The organism is Streptococcus infantis SPAR10 (assembly GCF_000279535.1).
GTDB classification, from domain to species: domain Bacteria; phylum Bacillota; class Bacilli; order Lactobacillales; family Streptococcaceae; genus Streptococcus; species Streptococcus infantis_I.
Genome location: NZ_ALCH01000002.1, coordinates 56,817 through 73,480, shown reverse-complemented (window position 1 = coordinate 73,480; position 16,664 = coordinate 56,817). Strand labels below are relative to the sequence as shown.

Here is a 16,664-nt window from a genome sequence, read left to right as displayed (position 1 = left end):
ACTACTCAAACAAGAAATAAAAAGGAGGTCTCATCATGACTCAAGAATGGTTCGAAAGTGCTGATTTCGAGAAAACAGCCAACAATGAGAAAAAAGATAATCCATCTGACCCAGTCATTCCCCAAGAAGAGTTAAAAGAAAAAGAAGAATTGCCAGTGGTTGAAGAAAGCCTTCAAGCCAATCCTGAAGAACAAGAAGCTGACCTAGAGAAAGTAGAGAGTGACGAACACGAAGAAATCGTGGAAAATACAGACAAGTCAGAAGAACCTGTAGAGACTGAAGAACAAGAAGAACTGGCAACAAAGACAGACCAAGCAGAAAAACTAGTTAAGGAAGCAGCTCAGCCTAGCAAATCTTTGGAAAGTCCATTTGTCCCAGATCCTGTCCCTACAAAAACTACAATCTTCAAAGAAGAATTGGCTGATTTTTGGGTCTGGTTACAAGGTGCTCTCAAAGAGCCAACAGCAAGCATTGATACAGATAAAAAACATAGTTATAATGCCTTTGTGCTCCTAACTATCTTTTCTGCCACAAGTTTCCTCTTTACAGTTTATCACGCCAAACAAGGCTACTATGGTCGTATGGCAAGCATCGATGCTCACTTCATGGAACAATTCCCGTCTCTCAATCTCTTCTCGGTCTTCTCCATCCTAGTAGCGACAAGTCTCTTCTTCTTTTCAATTCTCATGGGTGGATTTGTAGTCAAACGTTTTGTCGACCAGGACAGTGATTGGACATTAGAAAGAGCCTTTCAAGCACATAGCAGACTCTTGGCTATCCCAGTTCTCTTGACAGGTATTGCTAGTTTCTTCGCTCTTTTTAATGGTCTACGATTTGCAGCATTGCTTTGCTTGATTAGCATTGGTCTGACTCTCTTGGCCAATCTCTACTTCATCTCAAGACCTAGCAAGGATAGTCAAACCGATCCCTTCTATCGCCTTCTTTTAGCTTTCCTAGTCAACGGTGGTGTTCTATTTCTCTTCTTTCTAGCAGAAATGGCTCTTGTTTTTGACTATCTTCGAATCCTTGCTTTTATATAAGATAAAATCCTGTCACTCTGACAGGATTTTTTTGTGTACACAAAAAGCAGATCAAACGATCTGCCTTTTCACATTATTTAAAACCAATATCTTTCATTTATGCCTCTAGTTACCTTTTACTAAGTTATCAAAATCTTCCCCTGAAACTGGTCCTACCTCTACTTGGTTAGCATCTAAGTCCTGATAAAGTTCTTTTGGCAAAGCTCCTAAAAAGGCTTGATAATCAACTCTAGCTACCGCTTCATAGTCTTCTGGTTTTGAGCCATCTCCAGAGATTTTTACCAAATCAATCTCCCAAACAAGTTCCTTGCCTACCAATTGCTCAACGTAAGGAGCAGGAATCACCGGTTCTTTTGGCAAAATGGTTTTTACCCCCTGAGCTAGGTGGTAGACCCCATGAACCTTACCTTCACCATCTGGATAGAATTTAGCACTGGAAGGATAGGCATCAGACCCTTGAACTTTCTTGACTAACTCTTCAAAACGTGCCAAGCCATCTTCTTCCAAGAAACTTTCCAAATCCTTCTTATCAAAGTAAACAGGTGATAGAATACCCTGACAGAAACCTAAACGAGCAGCTTTATCAGCCAGATAGTTCTTAACCGTTTCTTGGAAATAGTTTTCCAAATCAAAGTCTGCCAAGCCCTCAACTGCTTCACCAACCTTGCTAGACAAAGCCCGCAAGAGCCCTTCTACAATCTCCCAGTCAGCTCTTGTAATCAAGTCAGGAATGATTACTTGATAGCCTTTTTGAGCATCTAGATATCGAACTTTAAAGAGAAATTGAGACTTACCTACGATTCCACACTCGATATACTCAAGGCGATTAAGAGGTTGACGGAGGTAAACAGCATCATAACTATGCGACTCTAGGCCTTCTACTAAGCCTAAAATTGATTTAGCTGTGAGAATCTCCTGTTGTCCTAAAATACTTTGTTTATTTGGAATAAAAAATGTCTTCACCATAATGGTCTCCTTTGAAATCGTTTACATATAGTATACACCATTTTCCTGAAAGATGCAGAAACAAATTTAAGATTTTTTAGTCAAAAGCATAGAAAAACAGCCCTTTAGGACTGTTGATACTATTATACGACTTCAGAATGATCTAGGTTCTCACCAATCGCTGCTAAACGCTCGATGACTTGATCTTGTGTCAATTCATGTTCTAAAACATAGCGATTACGTGGGTGAACACGACACTCGTGTGAGCAACCACGAAGATATTTGTCTTCGTTGTCTTCTGATGCCAAGATACGGCGGTTACAGAATGGATTTCCACAGTTGACATAGCGTTCACATGGTGTTCCATCAAACCAGTCTTTCCCTACAATGGTTGGATTTACATGGTTGACATCGACTGCAATACGTTCGTCAAAGACATACATTTTCCCATCCCAAAGTTCCCCTTGAACTTCTGGATCTTTCCCGTAAGTCGCAATTCCTCCATGCAATTGACCGACATCTTTGTAGCCTTCACGGACCATCCAGCCAGAGAATTTCTCACAGCGGACTCCACCTGTACAATAAACTACGACACGCTTGTCCATGAACTTTTCCTTGTTATCACGGACCCATTGTGGTAATTCACGGAAGTTGCGGATGTCAGGACGGATAGCCCCACGGAAGTGCCCAAGATCGTACTCATAGTCATTACGAGTATCAAGGACAACTGTATCTTCGTCAAGAAGGGCTTCTTTGAATTCTTTTGGTGACAAGTAAGCACCTGTTGTTTCAAGAGGATTGATGTCGTTATCAAAGTTATCATCCTCTAAACCAAGGTGAACGATTTCCTTTTTGTAGCGAACAAACATCTTCTTGAAGGCTTGCTCACTTTCTTCATCAATCTTGAACCAGAGGTCTTCCATACCTGGAAGGCTGTGAACGTAGTCCATGTATTTTTGCGTTGTTTCGTAGTCACCAGAAACGGTTCCGTTGATCCCTTCGTCAGCCACTAGGATACGGCCCTTGAGGCCAATAGACTTACAGAAAGCCAAGTGGTCTGCAGCAAATTGTTCCGCGTTTTCGATGGGAACATATTTATAGTAAAGTAAAACTCGAATATCTTTTGACATTTGCTTCTCTTTTCTAAGATTAAATTATCAGAAATTTTCATTCAACTATACCAGTATACTCTCCCAAGAAAGCGAATGCAATTTATTTGACCGAAAAATAAAAAACAAGACCCATTTTCAGATCTTGTTTTAATTAAATATTTGAAGAAGAAAAATTAACAAAAAGATATCCATGGCCTGTCTTGAATAAATTACTAATCATGATCTAAAAAAACAAGACTGATAAGATTTCGAATCCAGAAAAAATTGCACTGATTTTTAGGAGTAGATGGTATTTTTCATGTACCTATTATCAACGCTACTTGTAAGGCAAATGTCTGGATTTCAAACACAGATAATTATATGTATTTGCTCAAAAAAAGAATCACCACCCCGTCTGGAAAAATCCAGACAAGGCAGTGATCGCATCTTTTAGGAATGAATACACGAAATCAATCTATCTTATGATTTTTTGTTTTTCAAGAATTCGTCGTATTGTTTTTGCATTTCATCCAATACTTTTTGGTAAGCACCTTCAGATTTAAGTTTTTCCATCAATTCTGGAATAGCTTTTTCTGGGTCTACAGTACCAGTGTTGATAGCTGTATCGAATTGTTGCATAGTGTTAGTGATAGCTGAGATTTCAGATTTCACGTTGTCAGTGTTGAAGATGAATCCAAGCGCTGGAGATTCTTTTGCAGTTTCCAAGTCTTTCTTAGATTGTGCAATTTGCTCATCTGTAACGTTTTCGTTGATGTAAAGGATCCAGTTGTTACCAGTGTTCCATCCTGACATGTGAGTGTTTCCTTTGTATCCATCAAGGACTTTAACACGGTTTTCTTTACCTGCAACTTTTTCCCAGTTCTTGCCTTCTGGACCGTAAACAAGGCCGTTCAAGAGTTCTGGGTTAGTGTTCAAGAGGTTCAACACTTCCATTGCTTTTTCTTTGTTCTTAGAGTTGTTTGAGATTACAAAGTTTGCAACTTGAGTTGTTTGGTTTTTCTTGATGAAGTTAGTAAATGGTTTGATTTGGATGTCTCTGTTAGCAACACGAGAAAGCAAGCTGCTACCGTAGTCAGCTGGTCCTACTGTTTCTTCACGAACAAGCCAAGTATCTTGAGTAAGGTCATATGAAGTTTCACTTGTTGCTACGTCTTTTGGAATGTATCCTGCTTCATAGTATTTGTGAAGAGTCTTCAAGTGTTCTACGAAACGAGGAACTTCGTAACGGTTTACGATCTTAGTAGTGTCGCCTTCAAGGTCGATAACGAATGGAAGACCATTTGCAACTGGGTAGTCAAAGTTTTCTGACGGGATAAAGTTTTTACCAACAGCGAATGGCATTACGTCTGGAGCTTTTTCTTTGATTTGTTTCAATACTGGTTCAAGTGTTTCGTATGAAGTTACACCTGAGATATCGATTCCATATTTTTCAAGAAGTGGGCCGTTGAAAGCAAAGTTTTGTGAAGATGCAACGTTAGCTGCAACTGGAACAGAATAAATCTTACCGTTTACAGTGTTACCTTTGATGTAAGCTGGGTCAAGCGCTTTGTAAAGGTCAGCTCCTTCTTTCTTGTACAATTCTGTCAAGTCAGCATAAGCACCTTTTTGAGCGTTTACAACGTAGTTATCTGCAAATGCGATATCATAGTTTTCACCTGATGAAGTGATAACTGACATTTTCTTGCTGTAGTCACCCCATCCAAGATATTGGATATCTAATTTAGCACCAACTTTTTCTCCGATGATTTTGTTTGCATTTTCTAGCAACTCATCCAAGTTATCTGGTTTGTCACCGATTTGGTACATCTTGATAACAGTTTTGTCACCTGAAGCTGAGTCAGCAGCTTTTTGGTTGTTACCTTTAAGGTTTCCACAAGCAGCGAGGCTAGCAGCCAAAGCTACAAGGCTAGCAGATGCAAAAGCATATTTTTTCCAGTTTTTCATGATAAAAACTCCTTTTTTATTTTTAAATTTAAAACAATTTTAGTGATCTACTTTTCAACAAAGAAAAGTTAGATAGGGTAGAGAAAACTTGTTTCTCAGTGTCTCTTATTCTTTAACACCACCGATAGTCAAACCTTTTACAAAGTAGCGTTGGAAGAAAGGATAGAGAATCGCAATTGGGACAGTCGCAACTACGACCATGGCCATACGACCTGTTTCTTTTGGTAGGGCAACCGCAAGCTGTCCTGACATACCAACTGACTTAGCAATGTAATCCATGTTGTTTTGAATTTGCATGAGCAAATATTGCAATGGATACAAGTTGTCACTCTTGATGTAAAGAAGGGCATTGAACCAGTCGTTCCAGAATCCAAGTGCTGTCAAAAGTGTGATAGTCGCGATCCCTGGAAGAGAGAGTGGTAAACAGATTTGGAAGAAGATCCGCGCCTCGCTAGCACCATCGATACGAGCTGATTCGAGGATTGCTTCTGGAATGGTTTTCTTGAAGAAAGACCGCATCAACATGATGTTGAATGGCGATAGAAGCATCGGAACAATCAAGGCCCAAATAGTATCACCCAAGTGAAGTAACTGAGTTACCACAATATAGCCTGGTACCAAACCAGCATTGAACAACATACTAAGAAGAGCAAAGATTGTAAAAAATTTGCGATACTTAAATGTTGAACGTGAGATGGCATAAGCGTATGTTGTTGTGATGAAGACGTTTGTCAAAGTTCCAACAACTGTTACAAAAGCTGAGATAAAGAGCGCTTGTAAAATTTTGTCTTTAAACTGAGCCAAGAATTGGAATCCATCTACACCAAACTTGGAAGGGAAGAAACTATATCCATATTGAACAATACTTTTTTCGTCTGTAACTGAAATAATGATTACGAAGATGAAAGGCAAGATACAAGAGAAGGCCAGCAAACCAGATATGATACTAAAGAAGATATCTGCCTTTTTGCTGAAGGAGTGTATGCCAACATTATCAATTTTTTCTTTTTGAATTTTTTTTGCCATATGCTCCTCCTTTCTAGAATAGTGCTGAGTTAGGATCAACACGTCTTGCAAGTAAGTTTGATAGGATAACGAGAATCAAACCGACGACTGACTGGTAGAGACCGGCTGCTGAAGCCATACCGATATCTGCTGTCTGAGTCAATCCGTTAAAGACATAGACGTCCAATACATTTGTTACACTATAGAGCTGACCTGCGTTGTGAGGGATTTGGTAGAAGAGACCGAAGTCTGCACGGAAGATGTTTCCGACTGCAAGGATGGTCAATACTGTCACAAGCGGTGTCAACTGAGGGATGGTTACGTTACGGATACGTTGCCATTTGCTAGCACCGTCCACTGTCGCTGCTTCGTAGTAAGTTGGGTCAATACCCATGATCGTTGCGTAGTACATCACACTACTATATCCAAAGCCTTTCCAGATACCTAGGAAGAGGAGGAGGTAAGGCCAGATACTGACATCAGCGTAGAAGTTAATACCCTTCATCCCTAGAGCTTCTAAGGTATGGTTGATAAGCCCTTTATCGATATTTAGGAATGCATCTGTAAAGAAACTGATGATAACCCAAGATAGGAAGTAAGGGAATAACATAGATGTTTGGTAGATTTTAACCATTTGCTTAGAGCGAAGTTCACTAAGGATAATGGCGATACCAACTGACACAACCAAACCGATAAAGATAAATCCAAGGTTGTAAAGTACTGTGTTTCGAGTGATGACAAAGGCATCCTTGGAACTAAACAAGAATTTAAAGTTATCTAGTCCGACCCATCTACTATTTATAATACTGTGGACGAATCCTTCACCAGTCATATGGTAGTCTTTGAAGGCAACCACATTCCCAAAAACTGGAATGTAGAAGAATAAAATCAACCAAATTGTTCCTGGTAGAACCATTAAGAGAAAAATCCAATTATCTCTTAAAGTTTTTGAAAACTTGTTCATAATTTCCTCCCTTTTTATTTTCTAAAACTTCATAATCTCACATTTTTAAACTTGATAACGTTTACAAAAATAGTATACTCTTATTTTTAGGACAGTTTAAACTACAAATTATAGAAAAAACTCCACAAATTATTTTATGTGGAGAACTTTTTATATAAGAATAGGTTTCACGGGAAACTTCTTTTCTGAATAGAGTTTTTCTAGGTCGTATAAATAGTCGAAGCTGTCGCAATGGTATGCCATTGATTAGCCGTTGTGGCTGCGAAGTCCTTATCTCCGTAGAAATCGTTGAATGGCAAAATCTCTACTTCCAACTCATCGATACGAGAGATTTCGCCTGCTAGGTAGTTTTCAATGCGACTTTCTGCTCGCTTGATTCGTTGCAATAGGCCACCCATACGGATGTCCACTGTATCCAAGCCAAAGACCTTGTTTTCTTTCAACCATTGGTGGCTAAAGAGCTTGTGGAAGGTTTCAATCTGGCTTCTTAATTTTGGTAATTCTTCCCTAGCAATTTGTTGCAAGCTCTCTTTATCACCTTTTTGATAGGCTTGACGAATGCGTCGGCCCACATCCACCTTGCCACTTAAAATAGCATTCAACTGGGCCTGGGTTTCAAAGAGATAAGCATAGTTTCCTGCTTTTTCTTTAATAGCAGAAAGAGTCTCCGCTGCCTGGGCAAAGTGAGGCTTGTCCTGTTCAGGAGTCATGTGCTTATCAAGGATTGGACAGAGAACATCCTGATAAAAGACATAGCGATTGGGGTTGATCCCGCTGAGATTATCTGGTAGATCTGGCAAGAGGTTGGCAAGATCAAGTTGCATGAAGTCCTCAACCGGTAGACCTGTATTGGTCTTGAAATGAGCTGACAAACGGTCTAAATCATTGCGGTAGCTGAGTTCTGCCCAGATTTGCAAGCTTGGCAGAATAGAGAACTGAGCTGTTTCACCACCATTGTCTCCCCAACCAGTCACAATGACTTCTTTGATCTGATTAGCACGGCAGGCTTTGTTTGCTTCGACAGCGATGAGACGACTGAAATGGTTGTGTGGTGTGAAACCAATCCACTTCCAAGCACCACCTGCAAAGGCAATATCCTGGCTAATCTTGTGGTGATTACCGAAGTTACGGTTGTATTTTTCTTCGCTATCCTGATAATAATCCCAGTAAACCAAGGTCACACGGTCTTTTAGACGGTCAAGATAAACGCGTGTTTCCTCTGGAATTTCGACATCACGGTCGTACTGGCCATCTGCTGACATGAGTTTGAAGAACATATCGCTCCACATCTGGCAGTGGAAACCATACTTGTCTGCAATATCCAGCACGCGCTCCAAGTGTTGGCACATAAGGAGACTACGATCCACAACACCATTGAGAATCAAATAGCGTCCCAAACCAACCAAGTGGGCTTCGTCCATGCCGATATTGACCTTGCGTGTTTGTAGCTTAGACAAAGTGGCAAACATCCCGTCAATCAAATCATAAACCTTTTCTTCACCGATGAGGAGAATGTCCTCTACATCACGAAGTTGCTGAACTTCTTTGACACCCCATTTGACAAAGGCTGATAAGTGAGCCAAGGTCTGGATACAAGGAACAAAAGTCATGTCAAACTGCTGGGCATAAGCTTCGATTTCCTGTAATTCTTCAGCTGAATAAGCCCCGCGGAAATAGCCAAAATAAGGTTGCCCTTCAATCTGATAGGTGTCTTCCATGTAGAGCTCAAAGATTGAATAACCCATCAGAGCCAAGACTTCAATCATCTGCTTGGCTGATGCAACATTTAGAACCGCATTTCGCGAACAGTCAGCCATGTAGGCTAAATCTTCATAAGCCGCTTGTTCTTCAATCTCTACCTTATCACCTTCTACCAAAGCTGTTGCTAGCACAGACAAGGCGCGATAGAGTTGGTGAGGTTTGCGATAAGTCAATTGATAGCTTCCGTCCTCACCCTTGATAGAGATAGAAGCTTGGTCAGACTGAGCGACTGCCACTTCTACATCTGGTAGAGAAATATGCTTTTGAAGTAAGTCTATAGCTTGCTGTTGTTTACTGCTAATTCCGGTAAAATTTACCATTGGTTTTCCTCCTGTAACCAGTTGACAAGGGCACCGTAGAGATTGGCATCCGCCTGATAGGTACAAGCTTGGATTACTGGCGCAATTGTATATTCTTCATATCTTTCCACAAAGACCTCTACCGCTTTTTGCACCCCTTTGATAAAATCTGGGTTCTGACTGATAGAGCCACCTAGGCTAATGACATCTGGGTCGATCAGGTACTGAATATTGAGTAGTCCTTGAGCTAGATTACGATTCATACGCTCAATGGCTTCTTGGCAAAGGGCATTACCTGCTGCAGCCTCTTGGTAAACCTTACGGCCATCCCAGTCTGACTGACCTGATTTTTCAATGACATAACGAACCATGTTTCCTGTAGAAGCTAGTTGTGACCAGTTATTGAGTTTTTCTGCTGGTTCGATAGTTGTCATGTAACCAAACTCTCCACCCAAGCCATGGCGACCACGGTGAATTTTGCCATTGATAATCATAGCACCGCCAATCCCTGTGCCAATGACAACACAGGCTGCATTTTCAATCTCAGGATGAGCTAGCAGTTCACTAAGTCCAACACAGTTGGCATCATTTTCTAGATGGATAGGTAGCTGGTGATGAGAAAGGGCCTGGTACCATGAAAAACCATGGATATAAGGAATGGCACTAATCCCCTCAATCACACCTGTTTCTTGATTGACCGCTCCTGGAACACTCATAGCGATTCCACTGTAGTCTTGTTCCGATAAGCGTTGGTCCAACCAAGCTAGCAAATCTTCCAGAGTTTCTGGAGTTGGGGTGCTGGTTTTATCTAAAATCTTTCCATCAGGAGTTAGACTAGCAAACTTAATGCCAGTCCCTCCGATATCAATCGTTGCAATGGTCATTGCTTTCACCTGCAAAAAGGAGCGAATCAGCAGTTTGTTCTTACTTTTTCGCTCCTCCTTTCTTTTTATGTTTACTTTTTGAAATTAAATTTCTTCTTTTTGAATGAGTTCTGTACGAATTTCCTGTGGTGCCAATAGTCCTGAATGGACTGGGTATGGGCGTTCCAACAAGTCAAGAATAGTTTGTTGTTTTTCAGACACACGGATATTTTCTTGACTCATGTTGTAGTAACGAAGGACATAACCTTCTTCATTCTCAGCCACCTTAAAGGCTGTTGGGCATACTTGTGGCAAGTTCAGAGCCGGATGGTTAAAGAGGCTACCCGTTGCTGCAACGCTACCCTCTTGTTTTGCAACTTGAAGAGCTGTAAATGACACCTGGAAGGCTTTGGCACGACGGAAAGCTGAGAAGCGTTCCCCTGCTTGGTGACATTCTACTGCAAATTCAACTTCGATATCACGCAAGCACTGAGCTTCCGGCGTTGGGAAGTAACCCCAGTCACCAAGTTCGCCTGAAGCACGAAGAAGGGTTACAGCCATGGTGTCGTCTCCAAGGATTTCGTATTCATGCAATCCTTTATTGGATACGGTTACTCCTTTTACGTCATCATACAAGCTTACAAAGGCTTGTTGGTGTTGTGGATTTTCAGGATTTTCCCAAGAAGCTGCTGGTTTATTTGGCCGTGTCACAACTTCATAGATGCTTTCAGAATCATTGCTTGGACGAGTGTTATGAGTTTTCACCAAGAGACGAATGCGGTGATCCTTGGCTGTGTTGGTAAAGCGAGTTTTAAAGCGAATCTGTGGATTGTCCACAAAGACGGTCATCTCAGTTTCAAGAGGAATAGTTGTCAACTCTTCTGAACGACCTGCATCTCGTTTCATGAACTCGATGATCCCTCTTTGTTCTGCATCCAATCTTTCATCTGCGCTAACTGGAATAGTCAAGTCATGTTTGAGCAATACCTTAGCATAGCGAGCATTGTTTTCTAAGACTTCATAACCTTTCAGTTGAGCATAAATTGGATCAGTTCCTTTCGGCTGGAAGTAAATGTACTCGTTACCAATATCTCCACGGTCCTCGAATTGGATGAAATCTTCGTAAGCTTCGTTAGTAGTCTTGTCATAGACTGTGATTCCTTCATCCACACTGACTGTTACGAATGGTGTATCAATTACTCCATTTTGGTAAATACCATCACGGTGATTTACTTGACCTTCGACCAATTGGAAGCTTGCCCAAGAAAGCGGAGCAAGGTGGACTGGGATTGTCACGCGCACTTGGCGTGCAATATATGGTTGGCGGAATTTATCCTTAGGCAAAGTATAGCCAAAATTTGCTCCCAAGTCTTCAATCTTGGCTTCAAGGACATGGCCATCCAAATCTTCAACATGGTAATCTGGCAAGGTCACGGCTGCCATCTTCTTGTAACCTTCAGTCGGATGCAATTCTTTAAAATCACAAGTCACAACATCCACTACAACACTAACTGTATCAACCTTGTCATGTAAGGCTGTGTTGACAACGGTAAAGAGGTGGTCGCTTTGCGCTTCCTGAGTTGCTATTTTATGTTTCCACTCGTTAAGAAGATTACTCTTAACAAAATTCCCGACTTGATTAACCTTTGCAAAACGAGTTTCCATTTCACGGTGAACTTCGTCAATACTACAACCACAGATACTATCGTGCGGTGCATTTTGCAGAAGTACTTTCCAAGCATAGGTCAATTGATCCTTGTGGTTGTGGCCTCCAGTGATAATGGTTAATGGTTCCACGACCTGCTCTAACAAGTTGCTATTTTCTTGGAAGGCTTGTTTGAGATAAACACGTGAAGAAGAGGTATTGGCAAGGGTGTACCAGCCATCCGTTTCCTGGCTAGTCAACTCACCTGTGACCGTTGATAATTGTTCAGGAAGGGCACTTTCCAGTGCTTGGACATATTCGTCAAATGAGCTATGAATAAAGGTCACGTCAGGGAAGAGTTCGTTTGCCACACGAATGGCTTCGCTCAAGTTCCGTTGAACTGGTTGGTGGTCGCAACCGTTCATCATCAACCATTGGTTAGTTGATGCATAGTCACGAACGTCTGCCAATTTTTGTTTCCAGAAATCCAAAGCTTCATCTTTATCCACTGGAATTTCGTTCCCGTTACTGTACCAGTTGGCAAAGAGAATACCCAGCACACGGCTACCATCAGCCCCTTGCCAGTACATCTCAGAAAATTGAGAGGTAAACTGTTCATCTTCAAGGACTTGATTGTCAAATCCGATTGGCTTGACACCGCGACCAAAGGCTGCTACGTGAATACCTGATTTTTGAAGGATTTGAGGAGCCTGCCCCATATTTCCAAAGGTATCTGGGAAATAACCAATTTGAGTAGATTTGCCCCATTTGGCACATTCCGCTTGTCCAATCAAGGTATTGCGGACGTTAGCTTCACTGGAAATCAAGTAATCATCCTGCAAGATATAGAAAGGCCCAATCTTCAATTTGCCTTCGTCGATATAACGCTGCACCTTGTCACGGTTTTCAGGGCGAATTTCTAAATAGTCATCGAGGACAATGGTTTGTCCATCTAGGTGGAAGCTCTTGAACTCAGGATCATTTTCAAAAAGATCAAAAAGATTGTCAAAAAGTTCCACCAATTGCATACGGTGACTTTCAAAAGGTAGATACCACTCACGATCCCAGTGACTGTGAGAGATGATATGTACAACAACATTTTCCATGAAGTAAAACCTCATTCTAAATTTAAATTTTTATTGTTAACGTTTTAAATGTAAATTTGTGATTCTTTCCAAGAATCAGTTGAGCGAAAACGTACTCCTTATACTCAATGAAAATCAAAGAGCAAACTAGGAAGCTAGCCGCAGGTTGCTCAAAGCACTGCTTTGAGGTTGTAGATAGAACTGACGAAGTCAGTAACATATATACGGCAAGGTGAAGCTGACGTGGTTTGAATTTGATTTTCGAAGAGTATTAGCGAATATCTAGGTAATCCAAGACCAATTCGCAGAACATCATGTTGGCCCATGAGAACCATTCACGAGAGTAGAGAGTCGGATCATCTACGTGGAAGCTTTCATGCATAACACCTGTTCCGCCATCGCAGGCAACTAGTTGGTCTAGCAAGTATTTTTTCTCAGCTTTATCTGTAGCTGTTAAGCCTTGAATTGATAGGGCAATCGGCCAGATATAACGATAGAAGGTATGAGAGCTTCCGAGACCGCTAGCGTATTCTCCTTGGTAGAAGTATGGATTTTCAGGGCTGAGAATGGTGCGACGAGTTGCTTGATACACTTCGTCATTGACATCACAATAACCAAGATATGGAGCAGCTAACAAACTTGGTACGTTAGGGTCGTCCATGATGCTAGCATTTCCTAAACCGTCTACTTCAAAGGCATAGATCTTCTCGCCCTTGCTGTTAGTCGTGTAGGCGTAATTTTCGATCCCTTCTTGGATTTCAGCTTGCAGACGTTTAGCGTCAGCAATGATGCTTTCACTATCAGCTAGACTCAATGTAGCAAAGATTTCTTGGACATAACCTAAGACAACGACTGCAAACATATTGGATGGAATCAAGTAGCTATACTGACAGCAGTCATCGCTTGGACGGAAGGCTGACCAGGTCATCCCTGTCACGGCAAAATCAGGTCCAAAACCATCATTAACCAAAGTGTCTTCCTTACGATCGGTATCACGGACGAAACGGTATGGTGAGTTCTTGTGATCTTGCTCCACCGTCCAAAGATGAAGAATCTCCTTGGTCGCTGTAACAAAAGTCTCATCAAACTGGCTAGTCTCACCAGTTTCCTTCCAAAGAAGGTAAGCCAATTGCAAGGGATAGCAAAGCGAATCTACTTCATACTTGCGTTCCCAAATCCAGCCATTGAGGTCTGTATGGTCTGTCTCGTGATGGCCCTTCCAGTTCTCCTCAATATTGAAAGAGTTGGCATAGGGATCCTTGAGAATCAAAGTCATCTGGCGTTTAACCAAACCAGCAATGGTCTGGCGCAAACGAGGGTCTCTTTTTGCCACATGAAGGTATGGTCTAAGCTGAGCAGTTGAATCCCGAAGCCACATAGCTGGGATATCCCCAGTTAGTACAAAGGTCGAGCCATCTTCTAAGATTTCAACTGTATTGTCTAAAGTGTCTGTATAGCAACGCTCAAAAACATCGACCCATTCAGGATGTTCCTTGGCACTCTCCGCTACCTCATCTAGCCACTCTCTGACGATTTCTTTAGAATAAACCATAAACTATTTTGCCTCTTTCAAACAAATTTTCATTTTCAGTATATAGCTTTTAGTCCAGAAAATATATACACAAATGTTAGTCATTATTCTACAAAATTGTTATATTTAGAAGTCATTTTCTAAAAGTATCCTTTTTCTGATATAATGTAGAAAACTACAGAAGGAAATCGCTATGGAACCGATACTTGAAACCATTGATACCCGCTTTGGCACCGCGAGCAAGCATGCCTTTTCTCGAGGAAATACCCTACCTTACGCTGGAGTGCCTTTTGGGATGAATTACTTTGTTCCGCAAACTAGTGACCAGGAAGGGTCTTGGTTTTTTGATCCCCATCTTCCCATATTTCAGGGTGTTCGACTAACCCACCAGCCTAGTCCTTGGATTGGCGATTATTCTTGGTTACTACTGACTCCTGTTACAGGAGAAATCAGTGGAGACACCCTCTTCCATCGTCAGTCTTCTTATAACCTTGATCGTGCTATTTTCAATCCCCATTATCTCAGAATTTTTTCTGAGCGTTACCAGATTGAAACTCAACTCACACCTACTTGCTATGGGGCTTCTATTCAACTAAGACAGATACAAGGCAAGAAGATCTCACTCTATCTGCATGCAGCTGATGATTTATCATTAGAGCAAGTAGATGAGCGTACTGTCAACCTTGGTCAAAGCGGATTAACCGAAACCAACAAAAGCCCCCTCGTCATGTTTACTGCTCTCGCATTCTCTACGGATATTTTATCTATCAATCAAGTGGGGCAAGACTGGCGTATCGACTTGGCTGGAGCAGAAGCTCTAGTTCAACTGGCTACTTCTTTTATTTCTAAAGAACAGGCCATCTTTAATCTGCCTAGAAAAGACTTTAAAGAAACGAAATCAGAGGCTAAAGCAAGTTGGGAAGATCTTCTAGGCCGTTTTGATGTCGTGGAAACTGGCTCTGTAGACCGAACATTTTTTGATCACTGTCTTTATAGACTCTTTCTCTTCCCACAAACCTTCTATGAGGTAAATGAGCAAGGCGAGACTATTCATATAGACCTTGCTTCAGGAACGATCAAGTCTGGTCTACTCTATACCAACAATGGTTTTTGGGATACCTTCCGCACTTCATTCCCACTCTTTGCCTTGATTATTCCAGAGCACTATCGTCAGTTTCTTGAAGGTTTCCTCAATAGCTATAGAGATACTGGATATCTCCCTAAGTGGCTGGCTCCTGACGAAAGAGGGATGATGCCTGGGACTTTGATTGATGGCCTTCTTGCAGATAGTGCCTGCAAGAATATGGCACCTGAGTTTGAAGAAGAATTCCTCAAAGCCATGATTGAAACTGCTACTAAGGAAGATCCAAAAGCTATCAACGGGCGACACGGCCTAAGCCAATACCAAGAACTGGGCTATTTATCCACAGACTACCACGAAAGTGTCAGTCATACGCTAGATTATGCCTACAGCGATTTTTGTATCTCTACTTGTGCAGAAAAATTAGGTCAAGAAGAGCTAGCTCAAACCTATGCTCAATATTCTAAAAACTATCAAAACCTCTTTGACTCTGAGACGGGTTACATGAGGGCGCGTGATGTAGATGGCAACTTCCGTCCTGACTTTTCTCCCTATAGTTGGGGTCGTGACTACGCTGAGTGTTCAGCTATTCAAGCCAGTCTCGGTGTCTTACACGATATTTCTGGACTTAGCCAACTAATGGGTGGAAAAAAAGCCTTTAGCAACTATCTTTTGAAAGCTTGTCAAAGCCTCCCACTTTTTGAAACGACGGGCTATGGTTATGAAATACATGAGATGAGCGAAATGGCAACAGCACCATTTGGTCAACTAGCCATTTCCAACCAACCAAGCTTCCACATCCCTTATCTCTTCCGCTACAGTAATTATCCCCAATATACCAGTCTCTTAATCAAGACCCTCCGTCAAAAAGCCTTCCGAGCTAGCTGGGATGCTTATCCAGGCGATGAGGATAATGGTAGTCTATCGGCTTGGTATATATGGTCTGCTCTCGGACTTTACCCGACTTGCCCAGGGAAAGCAAGCTATGATCTTGGAATTCCTCTCTTTAATCACCTTCGTGTCTATCTGACAGAAAAAAATCAGTGGTTGGATGTTCGTACTCAGCAAAATTATGAACACTTCCACTTTGTACAAGACTGTCGACTGGACGGGAAAGAAAAACAAAGCATCAGCCATCAGGAATTGCTCAATGCTAAGACTCTTGACTTTACCCTCAGCTGGTTGCCAAAGCATTAATAACCTGACCCCTTTGTGCATGACAAAGGGGTCTTCTTATCCATATAAAGTTATCCACAGACTGTGAATAACCTTCAACTTTTTTTCGGAAAAGATTTTCAAGTTTTTCCAAAATGTCTTTCCAATCCAAGTTCATAGGATTTACAATAGAAATGCTGTTAGAATCCTTGTCCAATCAGGCTTTACCCCAGG

General features: G+C 41.5%; 11 protein-coding genes. 2 read left to right on the top strand and 9 right to left on the bottom strand.

All coding sequences use genetic code 11. The features are described 5' to 3' along the window. The first annotated feature begins 35 nt into the window (after positions 1–35). Positions 36–1,040, top strand: coding sequence for a DUF6574 domain-containing protein (locus tag SPAR10_RS04080; RefSeq protein WP_004251030.1), 1,005 nt, complete (start codon positions 36–38; stop codon positions 1,038–1,040). Between the two features lie 105 nt (positions 1,041–1,145). Here the strand turns inward: SPAR10_RS04080 and SPAR10_RS04075 are convergent, their stop codons facing one another. The 9 genes from SPAR10_RS04075 to SPAR10_RS04035 form a co-directional block, all read right to left on the bottom strand. Continuing rightward, entirely contained in the window at positions 1,146–2,006 is an 861-nt protein-coding gene (locus SPAR10_RS04075; protein WP_004251026.1) for a DUF4299 family protein, read from the bottom strand. 122 nt (positions 2,007–2,128) lie between these two features. Continuing rightward, the gene (gene trhO, locus SPAR10_RS04070; RefSeq protein ID WP_004251023.1) at positions 2,129–3,115 is read right to left on the bottom strand and encodes an oxygen-dependent tRNA uridine(34) hydroxylase TrhO; all 987 of its coding nucleotides are present in this window, start codon (positions 3,113–3,115) and stop codon (positions 2,129–2,131) included. A gap of 441 nt (positions 3,116–3,556) precedes the next feature. Beyond that, positions 3,557–5,041: an ABC transporter substrate-binding protein gene (locus tag SPAR10_RS04065; protein WP_004251021.1), complete on the bottom strand. Its 1,485-nt coding sequence runs from the start codon at positions 5,039–5,041 to the stop codon at positions 3,557–3,559. A 105-nt stretch (positions 5,042–5,146) separates the two neighbouring features. Next, positions 5,147–6,067: a carbohydrate ABC transporter permease gene (locus SPAR10_RS04060; protein WP_025170531.1), complete on the bottom strand. Its 921-nt coding sequence runs from the start codon at positions 6,065–6,067 to the stop codon at positions 5,147–5,149. A 13-nt stretch (positions 6,068–6,080) separates the two neighbouring features. Then, positions 6,081–7,010 carry an ABC transporter permease gene (locus SPAR10_RS04055; protein ID WP_004251016.1) on the bottom strand — a complete coding sequence of 310 codons (930 nt, stop codon included), beginning with the start codon at positions 7,008–7,010 and terminating at the stop codon, positions 6,081–6,083. 200 nt (positions 7,011–7,210) lie between these two features. After that, the gene (locus SPAR10_RS04050) at positions 7,211–9,091 is read right to left on the bottom strand and encodes a beta-N-acetylhexosaminidase (RefSeq protein ID WP_004251013.1); all 1,881 of its coding nucleotides are present in this window, start codon (positions 9,089–9,091) and stop codon (positions 7,211–7,213) included. Then, positions 9,085–9,954, bottom strand: coding sequence for an ROK family protein (locus SPAR10_RS04045; RefSeq protein WP_004251012.1), 870 nt, complete (start codon positions 9,952–9,954; stop codon positions 9,085–9,087). The genes SPAR10_RS04050 and SPAR10_RS04045 overlap by 7 nt, the downstream gene beginning before the upstream one ends. An 84-nt stretch (positions 9,955–10,038) precedes the next feature. After that, positions 10,039–12,684 (bottom strand): alpha-mannosidase, encoded by a 2,646-nt coding sequence (locus SPAR10_RS04040; RefSeq protein ID WP_004251003.1) that lies wholly within the window; start codon positions 12,682–12,684, stop codon positions 10,039–10,041. A gap of 250 nt (positions 12,685–12,934) precedes the next feature. Beyond that, the gene (locus SPAR10_RS04035; RefSeq protein ID WP_004251001.1) at positions 12,935–14,215 is read right to left on the bottom strand and encodes a glycoside hydrolase family 125 protein; all 1,281 of its coding nucleotides are present in this window, start codon (positions 14,213–14,215) and stop codon (positions 12,935–12,937) included. 172 nt (positions 14,216–14,387) lie between these two features. On the opposite strand from SPAR10_RS04035, the gene SPAR10_RS04030 reads away from it, so the two are divergent. Then, positions 14,388–16,472 (top strand): GH92 family glycosyl hydrolase, encoded by a 2,085-nt coding sequence (locus SPAR10_RS04030; RefSeq protein WP_004250999.1) that lies wholly within the window; start codon positions 14,388–14,390, stop codon positions 16,470–16,472. Positions 16,473–16,664: the final 192 nt, after the last annotated feature.

Coding starts and splice junctions, on each gene's coding strand:
- SPAR10_RS04065 (WP_004251021.1), bottom strand. CDS start 5,041: ATGAAAAACTGGAAAAAATATGCTTTTGCATCTGCTAGCCTTGTAGCT.
- SPAR10_RS04055 (WP_004251016.1), bottom strand. CDS start 7,010: ATGAACAAGTTTTCAAAAACTTTAAGAGATAATTGGATTTTTCTCTTA.
- SPAR10_RS04045 (WP_004251012.1), bottom strand. CDS start 9,954: ATGACCATTGCAACGATTGATATCGGAGGGACTGGCATTAAGTTTGCT.
- SPAR10_RS04060 (WP_025170531.1), bottom strand. CDS start 6,067: ATGGCAAAAAAAATTCAAAAAGAAAAAATTGATAATGTTGGCATACAC.
- SPAR10_RS04040 (WP_004251003.1), bottom strand. CDS start 12,684: ATGGAAAATGTTGTTGTACATATCATCTCTCACAGTCACTGGGATCGT.
- SPAR10_RS04080 (WP_004251030.1), top strand. CDS start 36: ATGACTCAAGAATGGTTCGAAAGTGCTGATTTCGAGAAAACAGCCAAC.
- SPAR10_RS04030 (WP_004250999.1), top strand. CDS start 14,388: ATGGAACCGATACTTGAAACCATTGATACCCGCTTTGGCACCGCGAGC.
- trhO (WP_004251023.1), bottom strand. CDS start 3,115: ATGTCAAAAGATATTCGAGTTTTACTTTACTATAAATATGTTCCCATC.
- SPAR10_RS04075 (WP_004251026.1), bottom strand. CDS start 2,006: ATGGTGAAGACATTTTTTATTCCAAATAAACAAAGTATTTTAGGACAA.
- SPAR10_RS04050 (WP_004251013.1), bottom strand. CDS start 9,091: ATGGTAAATTTTACCGGAATTAGCAGTAAACAACAGCAAGCTATAGAC.
- SPAR10_RS04035 (WP_004251001.1), bottom strand. CDS start 14,215: ATGGTTTATTCTAAAGAAATCGTCAGAGAGTGGCTAGATGAGGTAGCG.